Source organism: Pseudomonas sp. BP8 (assembly GCF_017875955.1).
Classification (GTDB): domain Bacteria; phylum Pseudomonadota; class Gammaproteobacteria; order Pseudomonadales; family Pseudomonadaceae; genus Aquipseudomonas.
In genome coordinates this window covers 5,977,454-5,992,676 of the sequence record NZ_JAGINK010000001.1, presented here as the reverse complement: position 1 = coordinate 5,992,676, position 15,223 = coordinate 5,977,454, and the positions used below count along the sequence as shown (strand labels likewise).

General features: G+C 56.9%; 19 protein-coding genes. All 19 read left to right on the top strand.

The features are described from left to right. The first annotated feature begins 35 nt into the window (after positions 1–35). Complete coding sequence (gene rpoC, locus J3B00_RS26405; RefSeq protein WP_209874449.1) at positions 36–4,235, top strand: DNA-directed RNA polymerase subunit beta'; 4,200 nt, start codon at positions 36–38, stop codon at positions 4,233–4,235. Between the two features lie 210 nt (positions 4,236–4,445). Then, positions 4,446–4,817: a 30S ribosomal protein S12 gene (gene rpsL / locus J3B00_RS26400; RefSeq protein WP_003257088.1), complete on the top strand. Its 372-nt coding sequence runs from the start codon at positions 4,446–4,448 to the stop codon at positions 4,815–4,817. A gap of 106 nt (positions 4,818–4,923) precedes the next feature. Further along, the gene (rpsG, locus tag J3B00_RS26395; RefSeq protein ID WP_008089143.1) at positions 4,924–5,394 is read left to right on the top strand and encodes a 30S ribosomal protein S7; all 471 of its coding nucleotides are present in this window, start codon (positions 4,924–4,926) and stop codon (positions 5,392–5,394) included. A gap of 30 nt (positions 5,395–5,424) precedes the next feature. Beyond that, positions 5,425–7,572: an elongation factor G gene (gene fusA / locus J3B00_RS26390; RefSeq protein ID WP_209874445.1), complete on the top strand. Its 2,148-nt coding sequence runs from the start codon at positions 5,425–5,427 to the stop codon at positions 7,570–7,572. A gap of 31 nt (positions 7,573–7,603) precedes the next feature. Then, a complete protein-coding gene (gene tuf, locus J3B00_RS26385; RefSeq protein ID WP_038998486.1) occupies positions 7,604–8,797 on the top strand; it encodes an elongation factor Tu in 1,194 nt (397 codons plus the stop codon). 141 nt (positions 8,798–8,938) lie between these two features. Beyond that, entirely contained in the window at positions 8,939–9,250 is a 312-nt protein-coding gene (rpsJ, locus tag J3B00_RS26380; RefSeq protein ID WP_003186070.1) for a 30S ribosomal protein S10, read from the top strand. A gap of 81 nt (positions 9,251–9,331) precedes the next feature. Beyond that, on the top strand, positions 9,332–9,967 hold the full coding sequence (gene rplC / locus J3B00_RS26375) for a 50S ribosomal protein L3 (protein ID WP_186519368.1): 636 nt from the start codon (positions 9,332–9,334) through the stop codon (positions 9,965–9,967). A 12-nt stretch (positions 9,968–9,979) separates the two neighbouring features. Then, a complete protein-coding gene (gene rplD / locus J3B00_RS26370) occupies positions 9,980–10,582 on the top strand; it encodes a 50S ribosomal protein L4 (RefSeq protein ID WP_101322344.1) in 603 nt (200 codons plus the stop codon). Then, the gene (rplW, locus tag J3B00_RS26365) at positions 10,579–10,878 is read left to right on the top strand and encodes a 50S ribosomal protein L23 (RefSeq protein ID WP_010220306.1); all 300 of its coding nucleotides are present in this window, start codon (positions 10,579–10,581) and stop codon (positions 10,876–10,878) included. The genes rplD and rplW overlap by 4 nt, the downstream gene beginning before the upstream one ends. A 14-nt stretch (positions 10,879–10,892) precedes the next feature. After that, complete coding sequence (rplB, locus tag J3B00_RS26360; protein ID WP_209874442.1) at positions 10,893–11,717, top strand: 50S ribosomal protein L2; 825 nt, start codon at positions 10,893–10,895, stop codon at positions 11,715–11,717. Positions 11,718–11,733: 16 nt separating this feature from the next. Continuing rightward, complete coding sequence (gene rpsS / locus J3B00_RS26355; RefSeq protein ID WP_119138201.1) at positions 11,734–12,009, top strand: 30S ribosomal protein S19; 276 nt, start codon at positions 11,734–11,736, stop codon at positions 12,007–12,009. A gap of 11 nt (positions 12,010–12,020) precedes the next feature. Further along, a complete protein-coding gene (gene rplV, locus J3B00_RS26350) occupies positions 12,021–12,353 on the top strand; it encodes a 50S ribosomal protein L22 (protein WP_003103908.1) in 333 nt (110 codons plus the stop codon). Positions 12,354–12,366: 13 nt separating this feature from the next. After that, a complete protein-coding gene (gene rpsC, locus J3B00_RS26345; RefSeq protein WP_003255481.1) occupies positions 12,367–13,053 on the top strand; it encodes a 30S ribosomal protein S3 in 687 nt (228 codons plus the stop codon). A 12-nt stretch (positions 13,054–13,065) separates the two neighbouring features. Continuing rightward, positions 13,066–13,479, top strand: a complete 414-nt coding sequence (gene rplP, locus J3B00_RS26340; RefSeq protein ID WP_009397508.1) for a 50S ribosomal protein L16 — start codon at positions 13,066–13,068, stop codon at positions 13,477–13,479. Further along, entirely contained in the window at positions 13,479–13,670 is a 192-nt protein-coding gene (gene rpmC / locus J3B00_RS26335; protein ID WP_002555481.1) for a 50S ribosomal protein L29, read from the top strand. Before rplP ends, rpmC begins: the two co-directional genes overlap by 1 nt. A 2-nt stretch (positions 13,671–13,672) precedes the next feature. Then, positions 13,673–13,939, top strand: a complete 267-nt coding sequence (gene rpsQ / locus J3B00_RS26330) for a 30S ribosomal protein S17 (protein WP_209874439.1) — start codon at positions 13,673–13,675, stop codon at positions 13,937–13,939. 23 nt (positions 13,940–13,962) lie between these two features. Further along, positions 13,963–14,331 carry a 50S ribosomal protein L14 gene (gene rplN / locus J3B00_RS26325; protein WP_011063774.1) on the top strand — a complete coding sequence of 123 codons (369 nt, stop codon included), beginning with the start codon at positions 13,963–13,965 and terminating at the stop codon, positions 14,329–14,331. 11 nt (positions 14,332–14,342) lie between these two features. After that, complete coding sequence (gene rplX, locus J3B00_RS26320; RefSeq protein WP_003255476.1) at positions 14,343–14,657, top strand: 50S ribosomal protein L24; 315 nt, start codon at positions 14,343–14,345, stop codon at positions 14,655–14,657. A 20-nt stretch (positions 14,658–14,677) separates the two neighbouring features. Continuing rightward, a complete protein-coding gene (rplE, locus tag J3B00_RS26315) occupies positions 14,678–15,217 on the top strand; it encodes a 50S ribosomal protein L5 (protein ID WP_186557313.1) in 540 nt (179 codons plus the stop codon). The last annotated feature ends 6 nt before the right edge of the window (positions 15,218–15,223 follow it).

Here is a 15,223-nt window from a genome sequence, read left to right as displayed (position 1 = left end):
ACAGCCCGCTCCCTGCTCCGCCAGGAGGAAAGGCCTTGAAAGACCTACTGAATTTGCTGAAAAACCAGGGTCAAGTCGAAGAGTTCGACGCCATCCGTATCGGTCTGGCGTCACCTGAGATGATCCGTTCGTGGTCGTTCGGTGAAGTTAAGAAGCCGGAAACCATCAACTACCGTACGTTCAAACCTGAGCGTGACGGGCTGTTCTGCGCCAAGATCTTTGGCCCAGTCAAGGACTACGAGTGCCTGTGCGGTAAGTACAAGCGCCTCAAGCACCGTGGTGTGATCTGTGAGAAGTGCGGCGTTGAAGTCGCCCTGGCCAAGGTTCGTCGTGAGCGCATGGCGCACATCGAACTGGCCTCGCCGGTTGCCCACATCTGGTTCCTGAAGTCGCTGCCGTCCCGTATCGGCTTGCTGATGGACATGACCCTGCGTGATATCGAGCGCGTTCTCTACTTCGAGAGCTACGTCGTTATCGACCCGGGCATGACCACCCTCGAGAAGGGTCAGCTGCTCAATGACGAGCAGTACTTCGAAGCGCTGGAAGAGTTCGGTGATGACTTCGACGCCCGCATGGGTGCCGAGGCTGTCCGCGAGCTGCTGCACGCTATCGACCTGGAGCACGAGATTGGCCGCCTGCGTGAAGAAATTCCGCAGACCAACTCGGAAACCAAGATCAAGAAGCTGTCCAAGCGCCTGAAGCTGATGGAAGCTTTCCAGGGCTCGGGCAACCTGCCTGAGTGGATGGTCCTGACCGTTCTGCCAGTACTGCCGCCGGACCTGCGTCCGCTGGTACCGCTGGACGGTGGTCGTTTCGCGACCTCCGACCTGAACGACCTGTACCGCCGGGTGATCAACCGTAACAACCGTCTGAAGCGCCTGCTCGATCTGTCGGCGCCGGACATCATCGTGCGCAACGAAAAGCGCATGCTGCAGGAAGCGGTCGACGCCCTGCTCGACAACGGCCGTCGCGGTCGCGCCATCACTGGCTCGAACAAGCGTCCGCTGAAGTCGCTGGCCGACATGATCAAAGGTAAGCAAGGTCGCTTCCGTCAGAACTTGCTCGGTAAGCGCGTGGACTACTCCGGTCGTTCGGTAATTACCGTAGGCCCGACCCTGCGTCTGCACCAGTGCGGTCTGCCGAAGAAGATGGCACTCGAGCTGTTCAAGCCGTTCATTTTCGGCAAGCTGGAAATGCGTGGTCTGGCGACCACCATCAAGGCCGCCAAGAAGATGGTCGAGCGCGAGCTGCCTGAGGTATGGGACGTACTCGCCGAGGTTATCCGCGAACACCCCGTACTGCTCAACCGTGCACCGACCCTTCACCGTCTGGGTATCCAGGCCTTTGAACCGGTACTGATCGAAGGTAAGGCTATCCAGCTGCACCCGCTGGTCTGTGCTGCGTACAACGCCGACTTCGACGGTGACCAGATGGCCGTTCACGTGCCGCTGACGCTGGAAGCCCAGCTCGAAGCGCGCGCGCTGATGATGTCGACCAACAACATTCTGTCGCCAGCCAACGGTGAGCCAATCATCGTTCCGTCGCAGGACGTTGTACTGGGTCTGTACTACATGACCCGTGAAGCCATCAACGCCAAGGGCGAAGGTCGCGTATTCGCTGACCTGCAGGAAGTCGACCGCGTATTCCGCGCCGGCGAAGCTGCCCTGCACGCGAAGATCAAGGTTCGTATCAACGAAACCGTGAACGACCGTGATGGCGGCAGCGTCAAGAACACCCGTATTGTCGACACCACCGTCGGCCGTGCGCTGCTGTTCCAGGTTGTACCACCAGGTCTGTCGTACGACGTGGTCAACCAGCCGATGAAGAAGAAGGCGATCTCCAAGCTGATCAACCAGTGCTACCGCGTGGTTGGTCTGAAAGAGACCGTGATCTTCGCTGACCAGCTGATGTACACCGGCTTTGCCTACTCGACCATTTCCGGCGTTTCGATCGGTGTTAACGACTTCGTTATCCCGGACGAAAAAGCCCGCATCATCGGTGCAGCCACCGACGAAGTGAAGGAAATCGAGAGCCAGTACGCCTCCGGCCTGGTTACCCAGGGCGAGAAGTACAACAAGGTCATCGACTTGTGGTCCAAGGCGAACGACGAAGTTTCCAAGGCGATGATGGCCAACCTCTCGAAAGAGAAGGTCATCGACCGCAATGGCGACGAAGTCGACCAAGAGTCCTTCAACTCGATGTACATGATGGCTGACTCCGGTGCCCGGGGTTCGGCAGCTCAGATTCGTCAGTTGGCTGGTATGCGTGGTCTGATGGCCAAGCCGGACGGCTCGATCATCGAGACGCCGATCACCGCGAACTTCCGTGAAGGCCTGAGCGTTCTGCAGTACTTCATCTCGACGCACGGTGCTCGTAAGGGTCTGGCGGATACCGCACTGAAGACTGCGAACTCGGGTTACCTGACTCGTCGTCTGGTCGACGTGGCGCAAGATCTGGTGGTTACCGAGATCGATTGCGGCACCGATCACGGCCTGCTGATGACCCCGCACATCGAAGGCGGTGACGTCGTAGAGCCGCTGGGTGAGCGCGTACTGGGTCGAGTCATCGCCCGTGACGTATTCAAGCCTGGCACCGAAGACGTCATCGTTCCGGCCGGTACGCTGGTCGACGAGAAGTGGGTCGAGTTCATCGAACTGAACAGCATCGACGAAGTTATCGTTCGTTCGCCGATCAGCTGCGAAACCCGCTTTGGTATCTGCGCCAAGTGCTACGGTCGTGACCTGGCTCGCGGTCACCAGGTGAACATCGGTGAAGCGGTCGGCGTTATCGCTGCCCAGTCCATCGGTGAGCCGGGTACCCAGCTGACCATGCGTACGTTCCACATCGGTGGTGCTGCAAGCCGGACCTCGGCTGCCGACAGCGTCCAGGTGAAGAACGGCGGTATGGTGCGTCTGCATAACCTGAAGCAGGTCGAGCGTGCTGACGGCAACCTGGTTGCTGTGTCGCGTTCCGGCGAGCTGGCCATTGCCGACGAGTTCGGTCGTGAGCGTGAGCGCTACAAGCTGCCTTACGGTGCAGTGATTTCGGTCAAGGAAGGTGACAAGGTCGAAGCTGGCGCAATCGTCGCCAAGTGGGACCCGCACACCCACCCGATCGTTACCGAGCTGAAAGGTACCGTGACCTTCGTGGGCATGGAAGAAAACATCACCATCAAGCGTCAGACTGACGAGTTGACTGGTTTGACCAACATTGAAGTCCTGGACGCCAAGGATCGCCCTGCCGCTGGCAAGGAAATCCGTCCGGCCATCAAGATGGTCGACGCCAATGGCAAGGATCTGATGCTGCCAGGTACCGACGTACCTGCTCAGTACTTCCTGCCAGCCAACGCCTTGGTTGGTGTGGCCGACGGTGCACAGATCGGTGTTGGTGACGTTATCGCGCGTATCCCGCAAGAAACGTCCAAGACCCGTGACATCACCGGTGGTCTGCCACGGGTTGCCGACTTGTTCGAAGCCCGTCGTCCGAAAGAAGCCTCGATCCTGGCAGAAGTCAGCGGTACCATTGCGTTCGGTAAAGAGACCAAGGGCAAGCGCCGTCTGGTCATCACGCCGACCGACGGTAGCGATCCGTACGAAGAGCTGATTCCAAAGTGGCGCCACCTGAACGTCTTCGAAGGCGAACAGGTAAACCGCGGCGAAGTTATCTCCGACGGCCCGAGCGATCCGCACGACATCCTGCGTCTGCTGGGTGTCAGCGCGCTGGCGAAGTACATCGTCAACGAGATTCAAGACGTTTACCGTCTGCAAGGCGTTAAGATCAACGACAAGCACATCGAGACCATCCTGCGTCAGATGCTGCGTAAAGTTGAGATTGCCGAGTCGGGCGACTCCAGCTTCATCAAGGGCGACCAGATGGAACTGACTCACGTGCTGGTCGAGAACGAGCGTCTCGCAGCCGATGACAAGTTCATCTCCAAGTTCACCCGTGTGCTGCTGGGTATCACCAAGGCCTCGCTGTCCACCGAATCGTTCATCTCGGCGGCTTCCTTCCAGGAAACCACCCGTGTACTGACCGAGGCGGCGGTAACCGGCAAGCGCGATTACCTGCGCGGCCTGAAAGAGAACGTGGTCGTGGGTCGACTGATCCCGGCTGGTACTGGTCTGGCTTACCACAGCGAGCGCAAGCGTCGCCGTGAAGCCGACAAGCCGCTGCGCGTGAGTGCCAGTGAGGTGGAAGCCGCACTGACCGAAGCGCTGAATTCCAGCGGTAACTAAGTACAGGGCGGGGCCCCGGCCCCTCTCCGCGGTGTCCGGTGACATGCAATGTTACCGATCACCGGGCGGGGAGGGCCGGGGCCTTGTCTTGACTGGGTGCAAGAACCTCTTTAGACTTTTGTACCCTTAAATTTGGTGAGGCTCCGTCTCGTCAATTTTTGGCTTTCTTGCAAGACAATAGCGTCGCAAGACAATCAGTGGAGCTAGTAGATGGCAACTATCAACCAGCTGGTACGTCAGCCGCGTAAGCGTACCGTCGAGAAATCCGACGTACCTGCGCTGCAGAACTGCCCGCAACGTCGTGGCGTGTGCACCCGTGTGTACACCACCACGCCGAAAAAACCTAACTCGGCACTGCGTAAAGTATGCCGTGTGCGTCTGACCAACGGTTTCGAGGTTTCCTCGTACATCGGCGGTGAAGGCCACAACCTGCAAGAGCACAGCGTCGTCCTGATTCGTGGCGGCCGTGTAAAAGACTTGCCAGGTGTTCGTTACCACACCGTTCGCGGCTCTCTGGATACCTCCGGCGTCAAAGGCCGTAACCAGGGTCGTTCGAAGTACGGTACCAAGCGTCCGAAGTAATCGGCCGTTTGCACACAATCATTTTTTTCAGTCGATAAGAGTAAGGTCGGGCAGGGGTCGAAGACCCACGTCCCGGGCTAACCTGAAGACCGTTTGAGGGCTTATCATGCCAAGACGTCGTGTAGCAGCAAAACGTGAGATTCTGGACGATCCAAAATACGGCTCCCAGATCCTCGCCAAGTTCATGAACCACGTGATGGAAAGCGGCAAGAAGGCCGTTGCCGAGCGTATCGTTTACGGTGCGCTGGACAAGGTCAAAGAACGCAAGAACAGCGATCCCCTGGAAATCTTCGAGAAAGCTCTCGACGCCATCGCTCCGCTGGTCGAAGTCAAGTCCCGCCGTGTCGGCGGTGCCACTTACCAGGTCCCGGTCGAAGTTCGCCCATCCCGTCGTAACGCGCTGGCAATGCGCTGGCTTGTAGACTACGCCCGCAAGCGCGGCGAGAAGTCCATGGCCCTGCGTTTGGCTGGTGAGCTGCTGGATGCTGCTGAAGGCAAAGGTGCTGCAGTCAAGAAGCGTGAAGACGTGCACCGTATGGCTGAAGCCAACAAAGCATTCTCGCACTACCGCTTCTAATTCAAGCATCAATCATTTTGCGAGGGCTTTATGGCTCGTACTACAGCAATCAACCGCTACCGTAACATTGGTATTTGCGCGCACGTTGACGCGGGCAAAACTACCACTACCGAGCGGATCCTGTTCTACACAGGCCTGAGCCACAAGATGGGCGAGGTGCATGACGGCGCCGCGACCACCGACTGGATGGTGCAGGAGCAGGAGCGGGGTATTACCATTACCTCCGCTGCCGTTACCACCTTCTGGAAAGGTTCTACCGGTCAGTACGACAACTACCGCGTAAACGTCATCGATACCCCCGGCCACGTTGACTTCACCATTGAAGTTGAGCGTTCGCTGCGTGTACTCGACGGCGCGGTCGTTGTGTTCTGCGGTACCTCCGGCGTTGAGCCACAGTCCGAAACCGTATGGCGTCAAGCCAACAAGTACGGTGTTCCACGTGTTGTTTACGTGAACAAGATGGACCGTGCCGGCGCTGACTTCCTGCGCGTTGTTGGCCAGATCAAGAACCGCCTGGGTCACACCCCGGTTCCAATCCAGCTGGCTATCGGCTCCGAAGACAACTTCCAGGGTCAGGTCGACCTGATCAAGATGAAGGCTGTCTACTGGAACGACGACGACAAGGGTACTTCGCCGCGCGAGGAAGAAATTCCTGCCGACATGCTTGAGATGGCTCAAAAGTACCGTTCCGACATGGTCGAAGCGGCTGCCGAGTCCAGCGAAGAGCTGATGAACAAGTACCTGGAAGGCGAAGAGCTGACCGTCGAAGAGATCAAGGCTGGTCTGCGTGCGCGCACCCTGGCTGGCGAGATCGTTCCAGCGGTCTGCGGTTCGTCGTTCAAGAACAAGGGCGTTCCCCTGGTTCTCGACGCCGTAATCGAGTTCCTGCCTGCTCCTACCGAAATCCCGGCGATCAAAGGTATTCACCCTGATCTGATCGAGAAGTCGAAAGAAGAGCTGGTCGATGCCGACTTCGACGAGCGTCACGCTTCCGACGAGGAGCCGTTCTCGGCTCTGGCGTTCAAGATTGCCACCGACCCGTTCGTTGGTACTCTGACTTTCGTGCGCGTCTACTCGGGCTTCCTGAGCTCGGGCGACTCCGTGATCAACTCGGTCAAGGGCAAGAAAGAACGCGTTGGTCGTATGGTGCAAATGCACGCCAACCAGCGTGAAGAGATCAAAGAAGTACGTGCAGGCGACATCGCTGCTCTGATCGGCATGAAGGACGTCACCACCGGTGACACCCTGTGCAACGCCGACAAGCCGATCATCCTTGAGCGTATGGACTTCCCGGAGCCTGTAATTTCGGTTGCTGTTGAGCCGAAAACCAAGCAGGACCAGGAAAAGATGGGTATCGCACTGGGCAAGCTGGCTCAGGAAGACCCGTCGTTCCGCGTCAAGACCGATGAAGAAACCGGTCAGACCATCATCTCCGGTATGGGTGAGCTGCACCTGGACATCCTCGTTGACCGCATGAAGCGCGAGTTCAACGTCGAAGCCAACATCGGCAAGCCGCAGGTTTCGTACCGCGAGAAGATCACCAAGTCCAACGTCGAGATCGAAGGCAAGTTCGTTCGTCAGTCGGGTGGTCGTGGTCAGTTCGGTCACTGCTGGATCCGTTTCTCGGAGCCGGACGTGGACGACAAAGGCAACATCACCGAAGGTCTGGTGTTCACCAACGAAGTCGTTGGTGGTGTGATTCCTAAGGAATTCATCGCCCCGATCCAGAAGGGTATCGAAGAGCAGATGAAGAACGGCGTCGTTGCCGGCTATCCTCTGATCGGCCTGAAGGCCACGGTATTCGACGGTTCGTACCACGACGTCGACTCCAACGAAATGGCGTTCAAGATCGCTGCTTCGATGGCAACCAAGCAGCTGGCCCAGAAGGGCGGCGGCGTGGTTCTCGAGCCGATCATGAAGGTTGAAGTTGTAACCCCGGAAGACTACATGGGTGACGTGATGGGTGACCTGAACCGTCGTCGTGGTCTGATCCAGGGTATGGATGATTCGGTCTCCGGCAAGGTTGTCCGTGCTGAAGTGCCGCTCGGGGAGATGTTCGGTTATGCGACCGACGTTCGTTCCATGTCTCAGGGTCGCGCGAGCTACTCCATGGAATTCTCCAAATACGCCGAAGCTCCGTCGAACATCGTCGAAGCTCTCGTTAAAAAACAAGGCTGATTCAGCCCCTTTAGGCTAGGAGTTCACTGTCGTGGCTAAAGAAAAATTTGATCGTTCCCTTCCGCACGTTAACGTTGGCACCATCGGCCACGTTGACCACGGTAAAACCACTCTGACTGCAGCTCTGACTCGCGTCTGCTCGGAAGTCTTCGGTTCCGCAATCGTTGACTTCGACAAGATCGACTCGGCTCCAGAAGAGAAAGCTCGCGGTATCACCATCAACACCGCGCACGTTGAGTACAACTCGACCATTCGTCACTACGCTCACGTTGACTGCCCGGGTCACGCTGACTACGTGAAGAACATGATCACCGGTGCTGCCCAGATGGACGGCGCGATCCTGGTTTGCTCGGCTGCCGATGGCCCGATGCCACAAACCCGTGAGCACATCCTGCTGTCCCGTCAGGTTGGCGTTCCGTACATCGTGGTCTTCCTGAACAAGGCTGACCTGGTAGACGACGCTGAGCTGCTGGAACTGGTCGAGATGGAAGTTCGCGACCTGCTGTCCACCTACGACTTCCCAGGCGACGACACTCCGATCATCATCGGTTCCGCTCGTATGGCCCTGGAAGGCAAAGACGACAACGAAATGGGCACCACTGCCGTTCGTAAACTGGTTGAAACTCTGGATACCTACATCCCTGAGCCAGTGCGTCTGATCGACAAGCCGTTCCTGATGCCAATCGAAGACGTATTCTCGATCTCGGGTCGTGGCACCGTTGTTACCGGTCGTATCGAGCGTGGCATCGTCCGCGTTCAAGACGCCCTGGAAATCGTTGGTCTGCGTGACACCACCACCACCACCTGCACCGGTGTTGAGATGTTCCGCAAGCTGCTGGACGAAGGTCGTGCTGGCGAGAACTGCGGCGTGCTGCTGCGCGGCACCAAGCGTGACGACGTTGAGCGTGGCCAGGTTCTGGTCAAGCCAGGTTCGGTCAAGCCGCACACCAAGTTCGAAGCTGAAGTGTACGTTCTGTCGAAAGAAGAAGGCGGTCGTCACACTCCGTTCTTCAAAGGCTACCGTCCACAGTTCTACTTCCGTACCACCGACGTAACTGGCAACTGCGAGCTGCCAGAAGGCGTTGAAATGGTCATGCCAGGCGACAACATCAAAATGGTTGTCACCCTGATCAAGACCATCGCGATGGAAGACGGTCTGCGTTTCGCTATCCGTGAAGGCGGTCGTACCGTCGGCGCTGGCGTCGTAGCCAAAATCATCGAGTAATCACTCGATCGGTTAAAAAGACCCCCGCTCAGCGGGGGTTTTTTTTATTGGGTTGACACTAAATTGAGCCGTCTATAGAATCACGCCTCCTTTTAGCGGGCGTAGTGCGTCCGTTGGGAACAGCCTGGAGTCTGAAATCCAATGCAAAATCAGCAAATCCGAATCAGGTTGAAGGCTTTCGACCATCGCCTGATCGACCAATCCACCCAGGAAATCGTGGAAACCGCGAAACGTACTGGGGCACAAGTGCGTGGTCCAATTCCACTGCCTACCCGCAAAGAGCGGTTCACCGTTCTGGTCTCCCCGCACGTCAACAAAGACGCGCGTGACCAGTACGAGATCCGTACTCATAAGCGCGTTCTGGACATCGTCCAGCCAACGGATAAAACCGTTGATGCGCTGATGAAGCTCGATCTCGCGGCAGGCGTGGAAGTGCAGATCAGCCTCGGCTAAGACTTCGGTCTTGTCCGTGTAACGCTCTGAAATGGGCGGCCATAGCGGGTGAAAGCCCCGTACACTCATGAGGTTTACAACATGACTATTGGTGTAGTCGGTCGTAAATGCGGTATGACCCGTATTTTCACCGAAGAAGGTGTCTCCATTCCGGTCACGGTCGTTGAGATCGAGCCGAATCGCGTCACCCAGTTCAAAACCGAAGAAACTGATGGCTACCGTGCAGTGCAAGTCACTGTAGGCGAGCGTCGTGCTTCGCGTGTGACTGCTGCTCAAGCTGGTCACTTCGCTAAAGCAAACGTTGCCGCTGGTCGCGGTGTCTGGGAGTTCCGTCTTGAAGAAGGCGATTTCCAGGCTGGCGATCTGATCAAAGCTGAACTCTTCACTGCAGGCCAGCTGGTAGACGTCACCGGTCAGTCGAAAGGTAAAGGCTTCGCCGGTACCATCAAGCGCTGGAATTTCCGTGGCCAAGATAACACCCACGGTAACTCCGTATCGCACCGTGTTCCGGGTTCCATCGGCCAGTGCCAGACTCCTGGTCGTGTGTTCAAGGGCAAGAAAATGTCCGGTCACATGGGCGCCGAGCGCGTTACTGTGCAGTCCCTGGAAGTAGTTCGCGTCGACGCTGAACGCAACCTGCTGCTGATCAAGGGTGCCGTTCCTGGCGCTACTGGCGGCGACGTGGTTGTACGTCCAGCTGTCAAGGCTCGCGGTTAAGGGGAAACTGACATGCAACTTAATGTAAATGACGCTCAGGCGATCGAAGTTTCCGAACTGACTTTCGGTGGCGAATTCAACGAGACGCTGGTACACCAAGCAGTCGTGGCCTACATGGCCGGCGGCCGTCAGGGCACCAAGCAGCAGAAAACCCGTTCCGACGTATCCGGTGGCGGTAAGCGCCCATGGCGTCAGAAGGGTACTGGTCGCGCTCGTGCCGGTACCATCCGTAGCCCGATCTGGCGCGGCGGTGGCACCACCTTCGCAGCTCGTCCTCAGGACCACTCGCAGAAGCTCAACAAGAAGATGTACCGCGCAGCAATGCGTTCCATCCTCGCTGAGCTGGTGCGTACCGACCGTCTGGTCGTTGTCCAGGACTTCGCTGTTGAAGCGCCGAAGACCAAAGATCTGCTGAACAAGCTGAATGGCATGGGCCTGACTGACGTCCTGATCGTATCGGACGCTGTTGATCAGAACCTGTACCTGGCTGCTCGCAACCTGCCGCACGTCGACGTTCGTGACGTACAAGGTTCCGATCCGGTCAGTCTGATCGCCTATGACAAAGTGTTGATCACTGTGTCGGCCGTGAAGAAATTCGAGGAGCTGCTGGGATGAACCAGGAACGCGTATTTAAAGTCCTCCTTGGCCCGCATGTTTCCGAGAAGGCTACCGTTCTGGCTGAGAAAAAAGGCCAGTTCGTATTCAAGGTTGCTACTGACGCAACCAAGCTGGAAATCAAGAAAGCTGTCGAAGGCCTGTTCGGCGTAAAAGTCGAAAACGTGTCGACTGTTAACGTTCTGGGTAAAACCAAGCGTACCGCACGTGGTCTGGGCAAGCGTAATGACTGGAAGAAGGCGATCGTCTCCCTTCAGCCAGGCCAAGATCTCGATTTCAGCAGCAGTGCTGAGTAAGGAAGGGGTGCATCATGGCAATCGTTAAATGCAAACCGACTTCCCCTGGCCGCCGTTTCGTGGTCAAGGTGGTCAACAAGGAGCTGCACAAAGGCGCTCCTCACGCACCGCTGCTCGAGAAGAAATCGAAGTCTGGTGGTCGTAACAACAATGGCCGTATTACCACGCGTCACGTTGGTGGTGGTCATAAGCAGCATTACCGTCTGGTCGACTTCCGTCGCAACGATAAAGATGGCATTCCAGCCACTGTCGAGCGTATCGAATACGATCCAAACCGTACTGCTCACATCGCCCTGCTGTGCTACGCAGACGGTGAGCGTCGCTACATCATCGCCCCTAAAGGCGTGAGTGCTGGCGATCAGCTGATCGCAGGTGCCCTGGCTCCAATCAAGCCCGGTAACTCCCTGCAGCTGCGCAACATCCCAGTAGGTAGCACCATTCACGGCATCGAGCTGAAGCCGGGTAAAGGTGCACAGATCGCTCGTTCCGCTGGTGCTTCGGCTCAGCTGATCGCTCGCGAAGGTGTCTACGTGACCCTGCGTCTGCGCTCTGGTGAAATGCGTAAAGTATTGGCCGAGTGCCGTGCGACCCTGGGCGAAGTCTCGAACTCCGAGCACAGCCTGCGTTCGCTGGGTAAAGCTGGTGCCAAACGCTGGCGTGGCGTTCGCCCAACCGTTCGTGGTGTTGCCATGAACCCGGTTGACCACCCGCATGGTGGTGGTGAAGGTCGTACCTCCGGTGGTCGTCATCCGGTATCGCCATGGGGCTTCCCAACCAAGGGTGCGAAGACTCGTGGTAATAAGCGTACCGACAATATGATCGTCCGTCGTCGCAAGTAAATAGAGGGATACGACAGTGCCACGTTCTCTGAAAAAAGGTCCTTTTATCGATCTTCACCTACTGAAGAAGATCGAAGTGGCGACGGAGAAGAACGATCGCAAGCCAGTTAAAACCTGGTCGCGCCGTTCGATGATCCTGCCACAAATGGTCGGTCTGACCATCGCGGTACATAACGGTCGTCAACATGTCCCAGTTCTCGTGAACGAAGACATGGTCGGCCACAAACTGGGCGAGTTTGCCGGTACCCGCACTTATCGCGGGCACGTGGCTGACAAGAAAGCCAAGCGTTAAGGGGTTAGGAAATGGAAGTAGCCGCTAAGTTGTCGGGCGCTCGAATCTCCGCCCAGAAAGCCCGCTTGGTCGCCGACCAGATCCGCGGGAAGAAGGTGGGCGAAGCGCTCAACCTGTTGGCCTTCAGCAGCAAAAAAGCCGCTGAAATCATGAAGAAAGTCCTCGAGTCGGCCGTTGCCAACGCCGAACACAACGAAGGCGCAGACGTTGATGACCTGAAGGTCTCCACCGTTTTCGTCAACGAAGGGCGTTCGCTGAAGCGCATCATGCCGCGTGCCAAAGGCCGCGCTGATCGCATCGTCAAGCGGTCTTGCCATATCACTGTCAAGGTTGCGGACAAGTAACGGAGTCGATCAGATGGGTCAGAAAGTACATCCCACTGGCATTCGCCTGGGAATCGTCAAGGAGCACACGTCCGTCTGGTATGCAGACGGCGCTACTTACGCAGATTACCTGTTGAAGGATCTGAAAACACGTGAGTACCTCCAAGACAAACTAAAAAGCGCGTCCGTAAGCCGTATCGATATCCATCGTCCGGCCCAAACTGCACGCATCACCATCCACACCGCTCGTCCAGGTATCGTTATCGGGAAGAAAGGTGAGGACGTTGAGAAGCTGCGTCAGGACCTGACCAAGCAGATGGGTGTGCCTGTGCACATCAACATCGAAGAGATCCGCAAGCCGGAACTCGACGCCATGCTGGTTGCGCAAAGCGTAGCTCAGCAGCTGGAGCGCCGCGTAATGTTCCGTCGTGCTATGAAGCGCGCCGTGCAGAACGCCATGCGTATTGGTGCCAAGGGCATCAAGATCCAGGTGAGCGGTCGTCTCGGCGGTGCTGAGATTGCTCGTACCGAGTGGTATCGCGAAGGTCGTGTGCCTCTGCACACCCTGCGTGCCGATATCGACTACAACACCTACGAAGCTCACACCACTTACGGTGTGATCGGTGTGAAGGTTTGGATCTTCAAAGGCGAAGTTATTGGTGGTCGCCAAGAAGAACTGAAACCACAAGCACCAGCGCCTCGTAAAAAAGCTGCTAAGTAAGGGGTACGCCAAATGTTGCAACCTAAGCGTACAAAATTCCGCAAGCAGATGACTGGCCACAACCGTGGTCTGGCACTGCGCGGTAGCAAGGTCAGCTTCGGCGAATTCGCCCTGAAAGCTGTCGCCCGCGGTCGCCTCACCGCTCGCCAGATCGAGTCGGCACGTCGTGCTCTGACTCGTCACGTTAAGCGTGGCGGCAAGATCTGGATCCGTGTGTTCCCGGACAAGCCGGTTACCAAGAAGCCTCTTGAAGTGCGGATGGGTAAAGGTAAGGGTTCCGTGGAATACTGGGTTGCCCAGATCCAGCCAGGCAAAGTCCTGTATGAGATCGAGGGTGTTTCTGAAGAGCTGGCGCGCGAAGCTTTCGCCCTGGCTGCTGCAAAGCTGCCTCTCGCCACCTCCTTTGTTAAGCGGACGGTGATGTGATGAAAGCGAATGAACTTCGTGAAAAATCGGCACAGCAGCTGAACGAGCAACTGCTCGGCCTGCTGCGCGACCAGTTCAATCTGCGTATGCAGAAAGCAACTGGCCAGTTGGGGCAGTCGCACCTGCTCTCGCAAGTTAAGCGTGACATCGCTCGCGTGAAAACTGTGCTCAACCAGCAGGCAGGTAAGTGATCATGGCTGAAGCTGAAAAAACCGTCCGTACGCTGACTGGCCGTGTCGTCAGCGACAAAATGGACAAGACCATCACCGTTCTGATCGAGCGTCGCGTTAAGCACCCGATCTACGGTAAATACGTTAAGCGTTCGACTAAGCTGCACGCGCACGACGAAGCCAACCAGTGCAAGATCGGCGACAAGGTTTCCATTAGCGAAACCCGTCCGCTGGCCAAGACCAAGTCCTGGGCACTGGTTGAAGTCCTCGAACGCGCTGTTGAAGTCTAAGGGCTAGGGGTCGGAGAAATTTTATGATTCAGACTCAATCCATGCTCGATGTGGCCGATAACAGCGGCGCTCGTCGCGTCATGTGCATCAAGGTGCTCGGCGGTTCCCACCGTCGTTACGCCGGCATCGGTGACATCATCAAAGTAACCGTCAAGGAAGCAATTCCGCGCGGTAAGGTCAAAAAAGGCCAGGTGATGACCGCTGTAGTCGTCCGTACCCGTCACGGTGTACGTCGCGCTGACGGTTCCATCATTCGTTTCGACGGTAACGCTGCTGTTCTGCTGAACAACAAGCAAGAGCCGATCGGCACTCGCATCTTCGGGCCAGTGACCCGTGAACTTCGTAACGAGAAGTTCATGAAGATCGTCTCGCTCGCCCCTGAAGTGCTCTAAGGAGATCCGACATGCAAAAGATTCGTCGTGACGACGAGATCATCGTGATCGCCGGCAAAGACAAAGGTAAGCGCGGTAAGGTGCTGAAGGTTCTCGCTGACGACCGTCTGGTCATCGGTGGTGTGAACCTGGTCAAGCGCCATACCAAGCCTAACCCGATGGCGGGCGTACAGGGCGGTATCGTCGAGAAAGAAGCGCCTCTGCACGCTTCCAACGTTGCCATTTTCAATGGTGAAACCAACAAGGCTGACCGCGTTGGCTTCAAGGTTGAAGACGGCAAGAAAATTCGTGTCTTCAAGTCGACCCAGAAAGCGGTTGATGCTTGAACACTGCTAGGTAGAAGACAATGGCACGACTCAAAGAGATTTACCGGAACGAAATCGCTCCCAAGCTTAAGGAAGAACTTAAGCTCGCGAACGTGATGGAAGTTCCTCGCGTAACCAAGATCACCCTGAACATGGGTCTGGGCGAAGCGGTCGGTGACAAGAAAGTCATCGAAAACGCCGTTGCCGACCTGGAAAAGATCACCGGCCAAAAAGCCGTTGTGACGTTCGCTCGCAAGTCGATTGCGGGTTTCAAGGTTCGTGAAGGTTGGCCGATCGGCGTTAAAGTTACTCTGCGCCGTGACCGTATGTACGAGTTCCTGGACCGCCTGCTGGCGATCTCCCTGCCTCGGGTTCGCGACTTCCGCGGCCTGAATGCCAAGTCCTTCGATGGTCGTGGCAACTACAGCATGGGCGTGAAAGAGCAGATCATCTTCCCGGAAATCGACTACGACAAGATCGATGCTCTGCGCGGTCTGGACATTACCCTGACCACCACTGCTCGTTCGGATGACGAAGGCCGCGCTCTGCTGCGTGCATTCAAATTCCCGTTCCGCAACTGATTGGAG